The 18,689-nt window shown below is 43.4% G+C and carries 18 protein-coding genes; 2 read left to right on the top strand and 16 right to left on the bottom strand.

Annotation, left to right across the window (positions count from 1 at the left end):
• Positions 1 to 24: 24 nt before the first annotated feature.
• Positions 25 to 663, bottom strand: a complete 639-nt coding sequence (locus Q7P33_RS00355) for a B12-binding domain-containing protein (RefSeq protein ID WP_070370939.1) — start codon at positions 661 to 663, stop codon at positions 25 to 27.
• Positions 664 to 1,469: 806 nt separating this feature from the next.
• Here Q7P33_RS00355 and Q7P33_RS00350 point away from each other — a divergent pair.
• Positions 1,470 to 2,177 (top strand): helix-turn-helix domain-containing protein, encoded by a 708-nt coding sequence (locus Q7P33_RS00350; RefSeq protein ID WP_303866173.1) that lies wholly within the window; start codon positions 1,470 to 1,472, stop codon positions 2,175 to 2,177.
• Between the two features lie 17 nt (positions 2,178 to 2,194).
• Positions 2,195 to 2,884: a vitamin B12 dependent-methionine synthase activation domain-containing protein gene (locus Q7P33_RS00345; protein WP_303866171.1), complete on the top strand. Its 690-nt coding sequence runs from the start codon at positions 2,195 to 2,197 to the stop codon at positions 2,882 to 2,884.
• Between the two features lie 99 nt (positions 2,885 to 2,983).
• Here the strand turns inward: Q7P33_RS00345 and Q7P33_RS00340 are convergent, their stop codons facing one another.
• The 15 genes from Q7P33_RS00340 to Q7P33_RS00270 all read right to left on the bottom strand — a co-directional run bounded on the left by Q7P33_RS00340 (position 2,984) and on the right by Q7P33_RS00270 (position 18,687).
• Positions 2,984 to 3,373, bottom strand: a complete 390-nt coding sequence (locus tag Q7P33_RS00340) for a PaaI family thioesterase (RefSeq protein ID WP_303866168.1) — start codon at positions 3,371 to 3,373, stop codon at positions 2,984 to 2,986.
• Positions 3,374 to 3,489: 116 nt separating this feature from the next.
• On the bottom strand, positions 3,490 to 4,065 hold the full coding sequence (locus Q7P33_RS00335) for a class I SAM-dependent methyltransferase (RefSeq protein ID WP_303866165.1): 576 nt from the start codon (positions 4,063 to 4,065) through the stop codon (positions 3,490 to 3,492).
• Positions 4,066 to 4,183: 118 nt separating this feature from the next.
• The gene (gene nspC / locus Q7P33_RS00330; RefSeq protein WP_303866808.1) at positions 4,184 to 5,320 is read right to left on the bottom strand and encodes a carboxynorspermidine decarboxylase; all 1,137 of its coding nucleotides are present in this window, start codon (positions 5,318 to 5,320) and stop codon (positions 4,184 to 4,186) included.
• Between the two features lie 11 nt (positions 5,321 to 5,331).
• Positions 5,332 to 6,531, bottom strand: a complete 1,200-nt coding sequence (locus Q7P33_RS00325; protein ID WP_303866163.1) for a saccharopine dehydrogenase family protein — start codon at positions 6,529 to 6,531, stop codon at positions 5,332 to 5,334.
• Between the two features lie 135 nt (positions 6,532 to 6,666).
• On the bottom strand, positions 6,667 to 7,518 hold the full coding sequence (gene speB, locus Q7P33_RS00320) for an agmatinase (RefSeq protein ID WP_303866161.1): 852 nt from the start codon (positions 7,516 to 7,518) through the stop codon (positions 6,667 to 6,669).
• On the bottom strand, positions 7,508 to 8,359 hold the full coding sequence (gene speE / locus Q7P33_RS00315) for a polyamine aminopropyltransferase (protein ID WP_303866159.1): 852 nt from the start codon (positions 8,357 to 8,359) through the stop codon (positions 7,508 to 7,510). Before speE ends, speB begins: the two co-directional genes overlap by 11 nt.
• 4 nt (positions 8,360 to 8,363) lie before the next feature.
• Positions 8,364 to 9,794, bottom strand: a complete 1,431-nt coding sequence (locus Q7P33_RS00310; RefSeq protein ID WP_303866805.1) for an aminotransferase class I/II-fold pyridoxal phosphate-dependent enzyme — start codon at positions 9,792 to 9,794, stop codon at positions 8,364 to 8,366.
• 172 nt (positions 9,795 to 9,966) lie between these two features.
• Entirely contained in the window at positions 9,967 to 10,773 is an 807-nt protein-coding gene (speD, locus tag Q7P33_RS00305; RefSeq protein ID WP_303866157.1) for an adenosylmethionine decarboxylase, read from the bottom strand.
• 573 nt (positions 10,774 to 11,346) lie between these two features.
• On the bottom strand, positions 11,347 to 11,916 hold the full coding sequence (locus Q7P33_RS00300; RefSeq protein WP_303866154.1) for a YIP1 family protein: 570 nt from the start codon (positions 11,914 to 11,916) through the stop codon (positions 11,347 to 11,349).
• Positions 11,917 to 11,918: 2 nt separating this feature from the next.
• The gene (locus Q7P33_RS00295; RefSeq protein ID WP_303866152.1) at positions 11,919 to 12,191 is read right to left on the bottom strand and encodes a hypothetical protein; all 273 of its coding nucleotides are present in this window, start codon (positions 12,189 to 12,191) and stop codon (positions 11,919 to 11,921) included.
• Positions 12,188 to 12,727, bottom strand: coding sequence for an RNA polymerase sigma factor (locus tag Q7P33_RS00290; RefSeq protein ID WP_303866149.1), 540 nt, complete (start codon positions 12,725 to 12,727; stop codon positions 12,188 to 12,190). The genes Q7P33_RS00295 and Q7P33_RS00290 overlap by 4 nt, the downstream gene beginning before the upstream one ends.
• Positions 12,728 to 12,767: 40 nt before the next feature.
• Positions 12,768 to 13,199 (bottom strand): hypothetical protein, encoded by a 432-nt coding sequence (locus tag Q7P33_RS00285; protein WP_303866147.1) that lies wholly within the window; start codon positions 13,197 to 13,199, stop codon positions 12,768 to 12,770.
• 224 nt (positions 13,200 to 13,423) lie between these two features.
• Positions 13,424 to 16,699, bottom strand: a complete 3,276-nt coding sequence (locus Q7P33_RS00280; protein ID WP_303866145.1) for a response regulator — start codon at positions 16,697 to 16,699, stop codon at positions 13,424 to 13,426.
• Positions 16,700 to 16,735: 36 nt separating this feature from the next.
• Positions 16,736 to 17,857, bottom strand: coding sequence for an HD-GYP domain-containing protein (locus Q7P33_RS00275; protein ID WP_303866143.1), 1,122 nt, complete (start codon positions 17,855 to 17,857; stop codon positions 16,736 to 16,738).
• Between the two features lie 161 nt (positions 17,858 to 18,018).
• The gene (locus Q7P33_RS00270; protein WP_303866141.1) at positions 18,019 to 18,687 is read right to left on the bottom strand and encodes a TrkA family potassium uptake protein; all 669 of its coding nucleotides are present in this window, start codon (positions 18,685 to 18,687) and stop codon (positions 18,019 to 18,021) included.
• Positions 18,688 to 18,689: the final 2 nt, after the last annotated feature.

Below are 18,689 nucleotides of genomic sequence, written 5' to 3'. Positions count from 1 at the left end.
CTTCCTATTTTCCAGTTTCGATAACTAAGCAACAACCAATTTTTTACACAACTCAACGGCTGATGGTGCATTGGTGGTATATCCGTCTGCCCCTATCTGGTCGGCAAAAATCTGATTGACCGGCGCTCCGCCGATTAAAACCTTGACCCGATCCCGAAGTCCGGCTTCTTCCAGTGCTTCAATTGTCTCTTTCATGGCATACATGGTTGTTGTCAACATCGCCGACATTCCCAGGATCTGAACATCATCATTTTCCTGAATCGCTTCGACAATATCATCTGGTTCCACATCCATACCCAAATCAATGACTTCAAAACCGGCACTTTCAAGCAGCAGCACGACCAGGTTTTTGCCGATATCATGCATATCACCTTCCACGGTGCAGAAGACGGCTTTTCCCAATACTTTTACATCTCCAGCTGCCAGCAGCGGTTTAATCCGATCAACACCCATTTTCATCGCCTTTGATGAAATCAACAGCTCGGGTACATAAACCTCGCCCAGTCGGAATTTTTCACCCAGTACATTAATGGGATCAATCAATCCGGCATTTAAAATGTCCATTGGCGCATTTCCTTCTTCCAATGCAGCCTCTACGGCTGCGACGACATCGTCAATTCTTCCTTCTTCGACTACTACAGCTAACTCTGTGATTTTTGACATGTTTTTCTCCTTTACTTGTGTGCGTTTTTTTATTGATCATGCTTGTGGCTAAAATTAAACGACTGAAACAATAAGTTTTTCACAATCCTTTGGGATTCCTTCCTGAATTTCTCTTAAACAAAAAAAGATCCATCATTTAATTTTGAATTAAATTGATAGACCTCTTTGTCTTGATCATACCTTATTCTTTTTCAAGGACGTTCAGAGAAGTGTTTGTTTCATCTTAATGACTAAGATAATTTTAATTAGGGGGCTAATCCACTTCTCTGATTACCTAAAACAATGTTTCTTCTCTGATGATCTCAGAAATATCTGAATCCTGACTATTCACAAATGCAAAACACTTAAACAAAAAAAGTCACCTAATTCGTTAAATTAGAGTGACCTCCTTGTCATTTCGTATAAAATTATCTGCGTTTAATTCATTTGTTTTTTAAATATTAACTCAATCGTTAGCATATGTCAAACAAAGATAGTTTCGTATTAAGAATCTTATTGGAAATATAGTTTCGTAATATGATTTTTTATATTCTAATTTTTAATCTTTTGCTGATTTGATTCTTAATTTTTACTAATATCAATCTATAATTATATTTAAACGAAAACTTTTTCAGTTTTTCATCCTTAAAGTCAATTACCGTATTTATAAATTGTAAAGGAAGTGCAATCATTAATGCGTTGACAGGATTTAGTATTCTGTATACAATACCACATAATGAAATTCTAATAATTAACAAAATTGTGCACTTCAATTTTTTCTGGCCATCATTTTTAGGAAGAACTCTTCTCAGGAAAGGAAAGGTACTATGGAATCTATTTCAGTTTATGTCGGTAAAAAAATTAAGTTTTACCGAAAACAAATGAATTTATCAATAACACAATTTTCAGACTTGATCAGCAAGAGCAAATCCACCATATCCAAATATGAAAATGGACAGATCTCGATTGATCTGCAGACCCTTTATGAAATTGCCCAAGCCTTGAACATTGGCATTCATCAGTTAATCGACTATCAAACTGATACCCTCCCTCTACCTAGCAATTCAAACAGCCCTTTCGGAGGACAGCGACATATGCACCTCTATTTTTACGATGGACGAAAACGACGGATTGTAAAATCATTTCTAACAATTAATCCCAGTTCAAATGCAAATGATTTCTGTTGTAGTTTTTACATGGACATTCCTTCTTTTGAAAACTATGAAAAATGTTCCTTTTATTATTTAGGTTCCGTAGAATCATATGATCTGGTCACCTATGTCAACCTTGTTAATCAGGCAAATCCGATCGAAAAAATGAGTTTTTGTATTTTAAACTCTTTGTACTATCAATCAATAACCTGGGGCTTGATGTTTGGTATCTCATATCGTCCCATTGCACCGTTTACATTAAAGTTTTTGATGTCATCTTCCCCTTTAAAAAACGAGGAAATCACTATGGATCGCTTAACCCTAACTCCTGATGAAATAAAAACCATTAAATCCCTAAATATGTTTATTCTCGATTCCATTTAGAAGGGAGCTCTTTTAAAATGCTTACCAAAAAACACATCTTTACGATTCCTAAAGAAGAATTAACCCAGGTTTATACTTATTTTAAAAAGCATACGAACATTGATTGCCCCAACGTTCCGAAAAAATATGTCACGGCTGTGACATATGCCTATGATTTTTTAGCTGAAGACCTTGAGATCGATATTGTAATCCAGAGCTTTGATCTCTCAACAATCCAGGAAGATCGGGTAATTCTACAAAATGGAGAACATTTTTCAGGAAAAATGCCTGGCAGAATTCTCGAAAATTCCGAGAAAGTCATCTGCTTTGTCTCGAGCATCAAAAATTTTGATGCCAAATCTCAACTACTAAACGATTCATTGGAGTCGTATTTTTTCGATATCTGGGGAACCTCTTTTATTGAGAATGCACAGTCCTGGTTAAAGGATTATATTTCAAATGGATTAAGCGAATTAAAATTAAAAAGAACACATGTCTGGAATCCAGGTCAACATCAATTCGAACTGAATAATCAACGCTCCATTTTTAAACTATTGAATCCGGAAGATATCGGCGTCCAACTTTCACCAAGCATGAAAATGATGCCCATCAAGTCAATCTCAGGGATCATGGGAGTCATCAAGGACGATGAAACAAATGATTTAAATCCCTGTGACTTTTGCTCACTTCATAAAACCTGTCAAGTCTCAAAATCCACCTGTTCATAACCCACTTTTTCATCACCATCTTCAGCGCTTCAATAAAAAACAAACCCACTGTCGATGGACCTAAATTTGCATCAACGGTGGGGCTTTGATTATTAATGGCTAATTTTTAATGAAACCGGTGGCATTGAACTTGGCCACCAAAACATCATGGTCTTCATCATAAATATCCACAGTATAGTTGCAAAGACTTCGGCTCGCCGAGGTTTCGCTAGCTTTAGCCAGCAACGTTTTCCCTTTGGCCGGTTTGGAATAGGTGATATTGGCATTGATGCCGACTGTTACTGTTCTTCCGGCGTTGGCTGCCGCCGCAAAAGCAAAATCAGCCAGAGTAAAGATGGCACCCCCCTGAACAATCCCAACCCCATTGAGGTGTTTTTCCTTGATTTCCATTCTGACTTCGGCATATCCCTGCTCAACCTTGACCAGTTCCAGCCCAACCAGTTTGGCGAACTGGTCATTTTCGATAATCGCAATCTTCTCTTTTTCCATCACATTTCCTTTCAGCTACATGATAAATTGGTTATTTACAAAACTAAAAAATCAAACAAATTTTATTCGTGCGAAACCAAGCTTAAAACTCACAGGACTTTCGCAATTACCTCGCATTAGTGATGCTTCACCATAACCAGTCCATAGAAATTATTGGTGAACGATTGGGTTTCCTGGTAATCAAAACCAATTTCCTCCAGCATCGCAACGACATCCTCTTTTGCAATCCGGTGATCAATCGGTGGTCCCATTTCGGTCTGCGCTTTTTCCCAATCAACAATCGCCAGTTTGCCTCCGGGTTTTAAAATCCTGCTAATTTCTTCCAGAAACTGATTCTTATCAACAATTTCGTGGATCACATTGACCAATAGTGCAAAAGAAACCGCTTCATCAGGAATCAACAGATCCAGTTCTTCGGTTTTTACAGTCTTGATATTTTTCAAACCCGCAGCCTCGCTACGCTGTACAACCTCTGCCAGCATTTCCGGGGAGGTATCCAGGGCATAGGCACTGTTATCACCAATCATCTTGGCAGCCGGAATCGTAAAATAGCCAATCCCACAGCCAATATCTGCAAAAACATCAGCAGGCCGCAAGCCCAGTTTTTCGAGGGTTTCAACCGGCGGCAAATTTTCTCGTCGCCATTCATTATCCAGTTTGTTTTTATTGATCGGATTGAATTTATGTGCCATGATTTTCTCCTGTGTTTTTAATTTTGAGACAACTATTGTAATTCGAGCCATTATATCATAAATTCCAGTTAAGATCACTGAAAATAAGCCCGTTAATTTCGTAAAAACCGATCATCCTTCAGGATAATCGGTTTTTAAAATCTTCATAGCCAAATTGTTTGACCATCTGAATGGTTTTTTCTCGGGTAAAGATAGCTATTGCCGGGAGATTCATGCCATTAAAGGTGTTGTTTTTAACCATCGAATAAATGGCCATATCGCAGAACACCAGGCGATCACCAATTTCAAGCGGCCTCTCAAAACTGTAATCACCGATAATGTCCCCAGCCAGACAGGTCGGCCCACCCAACCGATAGGTAAAGGGTTTTTGATCTGGTAGGTCGGCCCCAATAATGTTGGGCCGATAGGGCATTTCCAGCACATCCGGCATATGACAGGCAGCGGAGGTGTCGAGGATGGCATTGTGTATGTCGTTGTCGACGAGATCCAGTACCGTCGCCACCAGAAACCCGGTGTTCAGGGCGACAGCTTCGCCAGGTTCAAGGTAGACCTTTAGTCCATACCTTTCCTGAATCCGCTTGATACAGGCAATCAGTTTTTCGACATCATAATCCTCCCGGGTGATGTGATGACCGCCACCAAAGTTGAGCCATTTAAGCTGCGGCAGAAATTCACCGAAGCGCTCTTCCACCGCTTTCAGCGTCTCCTCCAGCGCATCGGCATTCTGCTCGCAGAGGGTATGAAAATGAAGACCACTGATGCCTTCCAGCAATTCCGGCTTAAACTGAGCCCGGGTGACCCCCATCCGTGACCCAGGTGAACAGGGATCATAGATGGCGTGATCCTGGGTGGAGCACTCCGGATTGATCCGTATGCCGCACTCCCGGTCCGCCTTTAAGGCCTGAGCCTTGTATTTCTGCCACTGATTAAACGAATTAAACACGATGTGATCACTGTATTTAATAATTTCGGCAAACTCATCATCGCGGTAGGCGGTGGCAAAGACATGGGTCTCGCCGCCCATTTCCTCGTGACCCAGCCGGGCTTCAAAGAGCCCGCTGGCGGTGGTACCGGCCAGATAGCGACCAATTAGAGGGTAGAGCGAAAACATCGAAAAAGCCTTTTGGGCCAGTAAAATCCGACAGCCGGTGGCTTTTTGGACTCGCTCCAGAATTTTTAAGTTTTTAATCAGCAGGCTTTCATCGACCAGATAACAGGGGGTTGGCAGTTCTTTAAAGGCTTCTGTCAATTCCATTTGTGCCATGCTTAATCAACCAGCTCCGGCTCAAAATTTTCCTGCCAGGGCAGACCCCATTTGTTCAGAGCGTCCATAAAAGGATCGGGATCGAACTCTTCGATATTGTAAACCCCGGGTTTTTGCCACTGGCCGGTCATCACCAGCATCGCCCCGATCATCGCCGGTACCCCAGTGGTATAGGAAATCGCCTGGGAGCCGACTTCTTTGTAACATTCTTCGTGATCACAGACGTTATAGAGGTAGTAGGTTTTATCCTGGCCGTCTTTTTTGCCCTGGAAGATACAACCGATATTGGTTTTTCCTTTGGTGCGGGGGCCGAGGGTTGACGGATCTGGTAAGACGGCAGCTAAAAACTGTAGCGGAACGATCATCTTACCCTCATATTCAATCGGCTCAATCGAGGTCATACCGACGTTTTCCAGACATTTCAGGTGGGTCAGATAGCTTTGTCCAAAGGTCATAAAGAAGCGAATCCGTTTGATGCCCTTAATATTTTGACCCAACGATTCCAGCTCTTCGTGATGGAGCAGATACATATCTTTGGGGCCAATTTCCGGGAAATTGTAAACCCGCTTGATTTCCATCGGCTCTGTTTCAATCCATTGACCGTCTTCCCAGTAGCTACCGTTGGCGGTAACTTCACGAATATTGATTTCGGGATTGAAGTTGGTCGCAAAGGGATAACCATGATCACCAGCGTTGGCATCGAGAATATCGATATAATTGATCTCATCAAACTGGTGCTTCATGGCATAGGCTGAAAAAACACCCGTCACACCGGGGTCAAAACCGCTGCCCAGCAGGGCCGTAATGCCAGCTTTTTCAAACCGTTCCCGGTATTCCCACTGCCATTTATATTCAAATTTAGCGGTATCTTCCGGCTCATAATTGGCCGTATCGACGTAATGGGTTTTGGTCGCCAGGCAGGCATCCATAATCGTCAGATCCTGATACGGCAGGGCCAGGTTTAAGACCACATCGGGTTTTTCCTTTTCAATCAGGGCAATCAGTTCATCGACATTATCAGCGTCGACCTGGGCGGTGGTGATTTTGGTGGCCCCGCCATCCAGTTTCTCTTTTAAGGCATCGCATTTGCTTTTGGTTCGGCTGGCAATACAGATTTCGGTAAACACGTCGCTGTTTTGACAGCATTTATGAATAGCCACACTGGCAACGCCGCCGCAACCGATAATTAGTGCTTTTCCCATAATTTCTTCCTCCTTAATCTTTTCTCTAATACTTTAGATTATCTCTCAACTACCGTACCGACCAACGACCAAGGGGTCACAACATGATGTAACAATTGTCGGTACTGCGCTTTTTTCATTTTAGAATTTCTTATTCTATTCGGCCATCGCCAATAAGAGTTCCCGCAGCACCTTACAGGCCACAGCGGTGGATGCGCCGCTCTGGTCATAGACCGGCGAAAGTTCATTGATGTCACAGCCAACCAGATTCAACTGGCTGACTTTCCGGATCGCTTCCAGAAGCTCCATAAAACTGACACCGCCAGGTTCCGGAGTACCGGTTCCGGGGAAGACAGACGGGTCGAGGACATCCAAATCAAGGGTAAAATAGACCGGTTTGCCCTGTAGTTCTTCGATCACTTCAGCCAGGCCCTCAAAGTTAAATTTCTGAGTGCGGACATGCTCTTGACCCCACTTAAACTCACTGCGTTCACCGGAGCGGATACCAAACTGATAGATCCGGTTATCGCCAATGATATCCCAAACCCGATGCAGTACCGTGGCATGGGATAGGTTAATGCCCAGATAGTCATCCCGTAAATCGGCATGGGCATCAAAATGTACCACATGAAGCTCTGGATATTTCCGGGCCACCGCCCGAACGGTGCCCAGGGTCACCAGATGCTCACCGCCGATCATCACCGGCCGTTTATTATCTCTTAATACCCGGGTGGTATAGCTTTCAATCGCTGCCAACGCTTTTTCAGTGTCACCAAAGCAGAGTTCCAGGTCACCGCCGTCAAAAATGGCCAGATCCTCCAGATCTTTATCCTGGTAGGGGCTGTAGGTTTCCAGTCCGTAGGATTCGCCCCGCATGGTACGACTGGCAAAGCGGGTACCGGGACGAAAAGAGGTGGTGGAGTCAAAGGGCGCCCCGAAAACGACAATTCCGGATTCTCCATATTCGTTGTCACAACCTAAAAAGGTCTCAATATTTTTATTCAACATCTTTTAACAGTTCCTCCACATAGTTTGGCAGCGCAAAGGCGCCAACATGCAATTGGGTATTATAGTAGCGGGTTTTAAAACCCATGGCATTCCACTTCACGGCCTTTAAATCCTTAAGTGGATGGTATTTCTTTGAGGCAAAGCCAAACAGCCAGTGTCCCGAGGGATAGGTGGGGATGTGGGCCTGATAGACCCGACTGATTGGGAAGGACTCAACAATGCGCTTATGGGCCCGCTGCATTGCCACGGCGTCATCCAGATAAAAAGCACTTTCGTGCTGATTGACCATGATTCCGTCTTCTTTTAAGGCCTTATAGCAATTGCCGTAAAACTCTTTGGTGAACAAGCCTTCGCCGGGGCCAAAGGGATCGGTGGAATCAACAATGATCAGATCGTATTCATTTTCGCAGCGGCGAATAAATTTCAGGCCATCCTGATAATGGACGGTTACCCGTTCATCGGTAAAACAGCAGGCGGTTTGGGGTAAATATTTTTTGCAGACTTCTACGACCAACTCGTCAATTTCGACCAGATCAATCTGCTCTACCAGCGGATAACGCACCAGCTCACGGATGGCGCCACCATCGCCACCGCCGATAATCAATACTTTTTTGGCGGCTGGATGTACAGCCATGGGAATGTGTACCATCATCTCATGGTAGATAAACTCATCTTTTTCAGTCAGCATCATGTAACCATCCAGGGTTAAAAAGCGGCCAAATTCTTTGGAATCAAAAATATCGATCCGTTGAAATTCACTTTGCCCGCAGTACAGTTGGCGATCCACCTGAATGGAAAATTTGACGTTGGGGGTATGTTTTTCGGAAAACCATAATTCCATTTAATCAATCCTCCTTCAGCACGTTTAGCTTTTTGATTTCCATGTCTTCCGGGCCAGTTAAAAAACAGCCCTTGTCCTTGACGTATTCAATCGAATCAAGAATTTCGGCGGTAATCATTTCACCGGGAGCCAGAATCGGAATCCCCGGTGGATAGCACATCACAAACTCGCTGCAGATCCGACCACTGCTTTTCTCCAGCGGCAGGGCTTCTTTATCAGCATAAAAGGCTTTTTGCGGAGCCACCGCCACCTCGGGGTTAATGTATTCATATTGCAACATCCCGGCTTTATCTTTTTTATAGATTCGACGGATTTCGGCCAGGGCGGAAACCAACCGCTCCAGATTGCGCTGGCTGTCGCCCACCGAAATGTAGGCCAGAATATTGCCCACGTCCCCAAATTCCACCTGAATGTCGTATTCATCCCGGAGAATATTGTAAACTTCAATCCCTGCCAATCCCACGTTCAGGGTATTGATCGACAGCTTGGTGGCATCAAAATCGTAAATGGTATCGCCATTGATCAGCTCCTTGGAATACGCATAGTAGTCACCAATCTGGTTGATTTCATCCCGGGCGTATTGAGCCATTTCGGTCACTTTTTTAAAGATTTCCTTGCCGTTGACTGCCAGATTTTTGCGGGAAATATCGAGACTGGAAAGCAGCAGATAAGACCCACTGGTGGTTTGGGTTAGATTGATAATCTGGCGGACATAACCCGGGTTCATCCCCGCTCCCACCAGCAAAAAAGAGCTTTGCGTCAACGAGCCGCCTGATTTATGCATACTCACTGAGGCCATGTCGGCACCGGCAGCCATCCCGCTGATGGGCATATTTTCGCCAAAATAAAAATGGGTCCCATGAGCCTCATCGGCCAGCACCAGCATCCCCGCTGCGTGTGCCATTTCGACGATTGCTTTGAGATTAGAACAAACCCCATAATAGGTGGGATTGTTGACTAAAATCGCTTTGGCCTCGGGGTTTTCCCTAATCGCTTTGGCAACGGCAGACAGTGTCATCCCCAAGGAAATACCAATCTCATGGTTGGTTTCAGGATTGACATAAACTGGAATCGCCCCACCCAGGATCATTGCATTGATGACACTGCGGTGGACATTGCGGGGTAAAATAATCTTCTCCCCTTTTTTACAGGCTGATAATACCATTGTCTGAACCGCTGAAGTCGTGCCGTTGACCATAAAAAACGCCTGTTTGGCACCAAAGGCATCGGCAGCCAATTCCTCGGCTTCTTTGATCACCGAAACCGGATGACAGAGATTATCCAGCGGCTTCATCGAGTTGACATCCAGCGTCATGCAGCGATCCCCCAGAAATTCTGTCAACTCCGGATTTCCCTTTCCCCGTTTATGGCCGGGGACATCAAAGGGCACCAACCGATTTCGTTTAAATTCATTGAGTGCCTCCATAATCGGCATCCGTTGTTGATTTAGTTTTGGCACGTTTGTTTCCTTCCTAAATATGAATAGCGCATTAACACAGCAATCAATGGACGTAGCTGTTTAATAACTCGTTGGGACGGTCATCAACCGCCTACAATCGCGATAATCGTCTCCGTAAAAACAGACAACGATCGTAGTTCCTTATTTATCAGTACACATTGCTGCCGCTGAAAATTTCGATCATTTCGCGGCGCAGGTTTTCTGTGATCTGCAGCCGGGTGCGCGGCGGCAGCTCATAAGCATCGGTGTTAAACAGATAATTCTGAAGTGTAATTTCTTTTAACAACATCTTGGTGTGAAAAAGATTGGATTGATAAACATTGATATCAATGGCATCATATTCCTTGAGGGTTTTGTCATCGATATAATCCTGAATCGAGGTGATTTTATGATCCATAAACAATTTTTTTCCACTGACATCCCGGGTAAAACCCCGAACCCGATAATCCATGGTAATAATGTCCGAGTCAAAGCTGCCAATCAGAAAATCCAGGGTGCTAAGCGGTGTAATTTCACCGCAGGTAGCCACATCAATGTCCACCCGAAAGGTGGCAATGGAGGTGTCCGGATGATATTCCGGATAGGTATGCACCGTTACATGGCTTTTATCCAGATGAGCCACCACTGTATCCCCCTGAAAATTATTCTTTTCAATGTTTTCTTCCCGGTATTCCCTCAAAAACGTTTCTTCAGCAATTAAAAAGGTGACACTGGCCCCTTGAGGATCGTAATCCTGCTTGGACACATTAAGTACCCGGGCGCCGATCATTTCCGTGACATGATATAAGATATTGGTTAAGCGATCCGAGTTATACTGCTCATCAATATAGGCAATATAGTCCCGCTGCTCCCGTTCGCTCTTGGCATAGCATACATCATAAATGTTAAAACTTAACGATTTTGTCAAATTGTTAAAGCCGTTCAACTTTAATTTATTATCCATAATCCACCCCATTTCCAATTTTTATCGCAATTGTACTTCTTATCTAAAAACAAAAAACTCAAGTGATCCTTCAGCATCTGCTGTTCATCCACTTGAGTTTATTCCTACTGATTCGTTATTGATCCGGGCGCAAACTGCACCGTCTATCCATGATCCCAAACGTAGAAATTAGAGTCTATATAGCAAGAACTTACTTTTACTACTCTTATTGATTGTTTCACAAGTGTGATGTGCAAAAACGCACACGGTTTTAAGTAACCAACTTATAAAATTTGAGCGACTGCTCAATCAATAAGGCAACGAAAGTTGCCAATCGGCATTTGACCTAGCTGTCCGTATGGCATTCAATTTCTTTTCCCGGGCAAAACCGATCAAGAAATGGTCAAAAGAATTCTTTGCTGTATCTATAAAATCTGCTTATAAATACGCTAAATAGACGTTATATCTATTTCTATCATTCGTTTCGAATTGTACTATAAAAGATTGTCAAAATCAAGATTTTTTTGTAAATTCAGCCAGATTCCAACCTAATCACCACACCCTTTAAGAACTTTAACAGAAAGCATTAGTGTGGTCGGCAACATCTTAAAGAATCGGGGTTTTCAATCCCAAACGCACATTCAAAAAAGCCAGGATTAGAATCCCAATACCGCAAAGCACAAATGCTATCATCAATTTCTTACCTTCCAGTCCGGCTACCTCTTTTAAAAACACCACATAAAGAATCGTTTTCCAGATTAAAATCCCCACAAACAAAATGTTAAGTATAAATCCCCAAATGGAATTATTCCAGAAAAGTGTGAAATATACTTCTACCAGAACCACTGTGACTCCACAAATTATCGTTGGAAGATAAGTCAATCCCCACGTTTTGACATAAACACTAATCCTGGTTTGACTGCCCAGTAACTTGCAGACGCCCCAGAGCATTCCGCAAATGCCCAGATAGGTCACCACCCCCAAACCCGCCAACAATAAGAGCTTAAGTAAATTGATCTCCACCGGGTAATCGCTACCGTTTACCAGATCGTTCATCATCACATCAAATACAGTTACAATTAAAATGGTAATACCCACCAAGCTCCAGGCTAGCTTTTCATTTCTGCGCTTGAAAGCTTCTACTGGTCGATTAAGCATTTCTAAAAAAATCTCCATTTTTACCTCCCCAGTAATTGTAAAACAAAATTCGTATAGTTTGCGCCAAACATCAGTGTAAACAATACCGCCTGAATGGCCGATACACCAAACCCGAATCGCCAGGGATAGTTTGTTACCAGGTTTCGGTATCGCCCCAATCCTGCGGTTTCCTCGATTTGTGCCTGGATCAATAACCTATCCAGCATCTCCTGTTTTTGTTTTTGACTTGGTTTTGAACCTTCATCAAGGGATTTGAAGGCTTTTTTGATAAAATCATCACGATCGTTTTTCATCGTATCTCCTCTGCTTTCAGGGTTTGATAGACTTTGATAAATCCGGCTCTCGCCCGCAACAATATGTTTTCAACGGCCTTAGGCGATTTATTGGTAATCGTTGCAATCTCCTTAACACTTCTGTCATCGATGTATTTTAGCAATAGAACCAGCTTATAATGTTCTGGGAGTTGATTCAGGCAATCGATAATGTCTGCGCTGGAAAATGTTTTTTCAACTAAGGTATCCATATCCTGTTTCGGATCACTAATTTCCACAGTTAAGTCATCCTCAAGGGGGATCGGTTCCAGATGTCGATACTGTTTTCGATAAAAATCATTAACCTTGTTTTTAGTGATTTTATACACCCAGGTTCGTTCTGAACATAAACCCTTGAATCGACTCAAACCTTTAAATACATCCAAAAATATTTCCTGGGTAAGATCTTCGGCAATTCCTACATTTATCCCGGTTCGCAAAAAAACATATTGATAGATTTCATCAACGTATTGGGCATATATTCTTTTGAATTTCTTTTCACAATTTTCCTTGCTCATTTTGCTACCTCAATATCCCCAACCGATTTTTTAGTCAAAATTATTTAATCTGCACTTCTTTTTCTGCCAAAACCGCATCTTTGTAGAGGATCTGCAGCTTTAACATCCCAACTGTCGTTTTGTCTGCCTCCAATGGAAATATGAGCACACCTCTTTGGTCCGTTTCCATAGCTTTTTCATCAACCATAACTTCTTTGTCATCCAACAACCATTTGGCTTGGTATTTCATTCCCTTTGGTGATTCAATCAAACTGATGCTGCCATAGATCGTGTCGCCTACGCTTAGATCTGCCGGCTGTTCGGCTTTCTCAATTTCCGCCGCATTATTATAGGGTTTATTGGAAATAACCATCCCTTCAATGGGAGTTGACTCACCACAAGCTGTCAGCATAAAAATGGTGGCGATGCATAAAGTCAAACCCAGCCAGACCTGTATTACTTTTTTTGCTTTTTTATTGATCTTTTTCTTCATCTTGTTCTCCTCTGTTATTATTCATCATGTTGATGGTATTTCTGAAAAGATAATCCCTGTTAACCGGTTTTCAAGCATCATCTATTCTTATTCTAACAAAAGAATTCTATGATTACCATCATGCTGATTTAATAAGGTAGTCGCAAAAAAATGAAAAATCCCTCACTGAAGATTTTTTCTGCGAGGGTATTCCCTTGATTTAAAGCGCCACCACGACGGGTTGCCTAAACTTTTCCTTGTTTTGTCAAGATCGTCCTTAACGTTTCCAGGGCTTCCAGATAATCAAATTCATTAATTTGTTGTTCCAGTCCATAGACAGCATTTCCCAATGCGCGGATCAGTTGATCTTTGTGTTCTTCGAATAAGTCATAGGCATCCGTATCATTATTTTCAAGCAATACAATCAACTGGCTCATAATCGCATCGACAGTACTCTTGTTTACATCAGCATATTCAATACTTTCAGGCGTGTTTTCTTCTTTTGGCAGAGCCTCGACAAAGCCGCTTAACACATTAACAAAGTGATTGATCTGTTTTTCCAGCTGCTCTTTTCCTGATCCGATTCGAACTGCCTGCTCAAGATCAGCCGCCAGCTCCTGAATTTTTATAGCCCCCAGATTTCCTGCCACTCCCTTGATTGAATGAACCGTCTGTAAAACGCTCGGGTAATTCTCAGCGGCATTCTGTCTTATAATATGATTGGCATCGGCCTGACATTTCTGCGCAAACTGTTGGACCAGTCGCAAATAAACAGCGGCATCACCGCCAAGAATTCTCAATCCGATTTCCACATTCAATCCATCTATCTGCCGCAGAATTTTTAACTGATTTTGACTATCCGGCGACACCATTACTTGCCTGACCAAGTCTTTTTCCACATGACTTCGGGGCTTATCTTTATAATCCGATTGAGCTTTTCGAACTGGCAACCATTTGATCAGACTCTTGTATAAAATCTCCGGTTCCACTGGTTTGACCAGGTGATCATTCATTCCTGCTTCAATACATTTTCTCCGGTCTTCTTCAAAAGCGTTAGCGGTCATCGCCAAAATGGGAACTGCGTCCCAACCCGGCAAATTTCTGATCTTTGTCGTTGCCGCCAAGCCGTCCATAACTGGCATCTGAACATCCATCAGGATTAAATCAAACTTTTTCTGAGTAATCCGATCAAGTGCGTCATGGCCATTTTCAGCCAGTTCGATCTTGAAGTTAAAGGGCTCCAAAAGCTGACTGACAATTTCCCGATTAATCTGATTGTCTTCAACAATCAATATATCTATTGGTTGATATTGTTTTAAACGCGCCTCCAAATCATTAAGAGATGAAGATATCTGGGCATCCAGATTGTCATCCAGCAATTCCATTAAAGCGTCATTGAGCGTTGAGGGTGTCATAGGTTTAACGAGAATCCGGCTGATCCCTGCCCGCCGAGCTTCTTCAGCAGAAATTTGATTACCATACCCGGTGATCAAATAAACTGCTGGACGGGTCTTCAATTCCAGCGCTTGCAATATCAGCGCCGTGTCAATCCCATCCATCTCCGGCATTTTCATATCCATCAATACCAGACGATAGGGATTTATCATCTGATCAGCCTTCTTGACGGCTGCCAGTCCCTCTTTCCCTGTGCTAGCTGCTTCACATTGAATCCCAAAATCAGAAAGCATACTAACCATTAACTCCCGGGCCTCTTGCATATCATCAATCACCAATACCCGCATTGTTTCTGAAGCTGTGATATTGATTCTATTTTTAGGAAGCGACGTTGATTTTTCAAATGGCAACTCAAACCAAAACTGGCTTCCCACCCCCAACTCACTGGTAACCCCAATTTCCCCCCCTAAGAATTTCACCAACCGGGAACTGATTGCCAGTCCCAGACCAGTCCCCCCGTATAGACGGGTCATCGATTCATCGGCCTGGACGAAGTCCTGAAAAAGCTTATTGATCTGATTTTTTGACATCCCGATTCCGGTATCACAAACCTCAAAGCGTAGGCGAATCTGTTTATGATCCTGATTAATGATTCGAGCTATGATCTTGATACTGCCCATTTCGGTAAACTTCACTGCATTGCTCATCAAATTAAGAAGTATTTGGCCAAAACGAATTGAATCACCTTGTAAAACCGTAGGAATATGATCCACATCCACCAGGATGTTCAGATTTTTTTTTGCTGCTTCATCCCCAATAATATTGCAGACCCGGTCGATTTCCCGGGTGGGTTCAAAATCATGGGTATCCAACTGCATCTTTCCGGCTTCTATTTTCGAAAGGTCCAGCACATCATTTATAATATGAAGTAAGTGATTCGCTGCTTCTGTCAGCTTATCAAGTTGTTCCTCCTGACGCATGGTCAGAGGATCCCTTCGGATCAGATGGGAAAGGCCAATAATTGCGTTCATGGGGGTTCGAATTTCATGGCTCATATTGGACAGGAAGGCGCTTTTGGCCTGATTAGCGGTTTCTGCATCAAGCTTTGCCTTCTCCAAGTCAGTGGTTCTGGAAATAACCATATCTTCGAGATGCTTTTGGTAATTCTCCAGTTCTTTTAGGTAGTTCATCTTTTCCGTCACATCCGTAACAGTACCCCAACTGGCAATCGGCTTACCCTGTTGATCATACTCAAATTCTGATCGTTCTTCCACCCAACGAATTTGGTCGTCGGCAACAATCCGATGAAGTACAGAAAACGCTTGACCCGTCCCGGATTTTTCTATCCATATTCCTTTAAGCTTCTGCCGATCATCAGGATAAACAAACCCCATATATGATTCGAACGTTTGTGGCGTTCCGATTTCGACACCGAAAATTCGATAGGTCTCGTCTGACCAGGTTAGACGGTCTGCCTTGATATCGAAATACCAATGGCCTGTTTTTGAAACCTGCTGAGCACGATTTAAAAATGCTTCGCTCTTTCTCAATGCCTGGGTTATCTCCATTCTCTCCCGGTTTAAAAAGGCTGTTCCGATCTGATCGGCGAGATGACAGCCAAATGTGATTTCATTACTTCCCCACTCGTGACTTCGTTTAACATACATAAAACCAATCGAGCCAATCGCTTTGCCATTGCATAAAATACTGCAAACCAACAAGGTCGTTCCCCCCAAGGGTTTCATATACGCCTGCCAATAGTCTTTTTCCTGGGATTCGACCGATTTGTCATCAATAATCATATACCTGTTTTTTATCAGATACTCAAAGGTCAATGGTTGATCAACCCGATTCATAGTCATTTTTTTTAAATGAATTTTGTCTTTTTTCACATAAAGATCCAGACATTCCATCATCGTTATTTCATCATCATATTGCCAGATAGAAACCCGATCTACATCCAACCGATTGCCCAAAAGTTCGGTTATTTCTTCTGAAAAACGTTCAATATCACCATTGATCCCAGACTCCATCTGGCTCATTTCCCTGATCAGCTCCGTATGAAGATACAATTGATTAATAATTTTCTCTCGGTGACCCAATCCAGTGTTGGCTTGATCTGCCATCTATCTCTCCACCCTTCTGATTCTTGCCGCATTCGATTATTTTCTCGGCTGTCCTTGGCTCATAACTTGTATAAAAGATTCAATTTCGGCTTCAAAAGCTTCCACCACATCCGGATCAAACTGCAACCCTTTCTGTTCCAAAATATAATCAATCACCGCCTCCACACGCCAGGCTTTTTTATATGGCCGTACCGTGGTGAGGGCATCAAAAACGTCAGCCAATGCCATAATCCGGGCAGACAACGGAATTTCATCACCATACAATTCGTCCGGATAACCTTTGCCATCCCAGCGTTCATGATGATAATTCATGATTTTTTCAGCCTCTTCCAAAAAAGATAAGGCTGTTACTTCGCCCAGTTTGTTTTCTGCCTGGTTACCTGACAGCGTTTTATTGATTGCCAGCCGAATGGCATTGCCACCGATTTTACAGTGATTCTTCATCACTTGATATTCCTCATTGTTAAGCTTCCCCGGCTTTAATAAAATGGCATCAGGAATGCCGATCTTACCAATATCATGGAGGGGCGCTGCCTTTACAATCCGTTCGATTACTTCTGTACTCAAGTGATTCGCAAACCGTTCATGCTTCTGCAAACGCTCTGCGATAATCCGGACGTAATTCTGGGTTCGCATAACATGATCGGCCGTATCATTGTCCCGGGTTTCAACCAATTCTGCAAAAACATTCAAGGTTGTGTCCTGAATCAGCTGATTTTCAACCATCCGTCGCTTAACCTCGGCCTCCAGCCACTCATTCTGATTTTTAAGCCGGTCTCTGGCATGTTTGAGTTCCAGATGGGCATTGACTCTGGCTAGTACAATCCCCGGACGAAAGGGCTTGGTGATGTAATCAACCGCCCCCAAGTAAAACCCCTTTTCTTCGTCAATCAAACTATCCAGGGCAGTAATATAAATGACCGGAATTCCCCGATTATCCGGGTCTTTGCGTAATTCTGAAAGGGTCTCGTAGCCGTCCATTCCCGGCATAATGATATCCATCAGAATTAAATCTGGCTGAATTCCCTTTTTAACCGAATGAAGCAACTCCGCTCCGGATTTATAAGCCCGAATCTGAAAAGAGGGACTCAGCAGTTTTTTTAAAATCATTAAATTGATGGGTTCATCATCGACAATTGCGATTTCATCCTTTTTCATACTTCCCTCTCAAAATTCTCATTAACGAATCCGTTTTTGTATGTGCGCGCCTGCAATGATCGGAGTAATCAAAAAATCTGATCATACGCCCAAACAAATGACCCGCATCACTTACTACAAATCACCCAACCTCGATGTGTTGCCAAAAGGACGTCACCGTTTTAGTGGTCTGGTCCTAAAATTTTGGCCAGATCCTGAAGATCCGCTGCATGAATGATTGCCAATACCTCATCAGCAGGCAATAACCGGGTATCCCCATGCGGAATCAGCAACTGACCGTTTCTGATAATGGCCACCAACACCGATTCAGTGGGTAAACCAAGCTCCCTGACCATCTTTCCTGCTGCCCGGGATGACGGATGAACCTTTTCTTCGACCAACGAAAACTGTCCCTGGTTAAGCTTAAGCAAAGTCATCATATCTCCCACTGACATTTCTTCAGCCACCAGCGTCGCCATCAGCTCAGCCTGATTTAACGCCACATCCACGCCCATTTCCGGGGTGAACAGCCAGGCGTTTTTGGGATTTTTGATCCGGGCCAGAATTCGTGGCACCTGATATTCCAACCGGGCAATCGTCGCCGCCACCAGATTAATCTCATCGGCACCAGTCACCACTGCCAGCACATCCGCCGAACGAATCCCGGCGGCTTCCAGCACCTCAGGATCGGTGCCACTTCCTGATATCAGCACGTCTTTGGGCAAATCACAGACCAACCGTTCCAGCTGATGGGTTCTGATTTCAATCAGCTGGACCTGATGGCCACCGTTTATCAACAATGATGCCAGATAACACCCCACCTTGCCGCCACCTACAATTATTACTTTCATGA

This window comes from Acetobacterium wieringae (assembly GCF_026646375.1).
In the GTDB taxonomy this organism is placed as follows: domain Bacteria; phylum Bacillota; class Clostridia; order Eubacteriales; family Eubacteriaceae; genus Acetobacterium; species Acetobacterium wieringae_A.
This window is presented reverse-complemented; position numbering and strand designations above follow the sequence as displayed.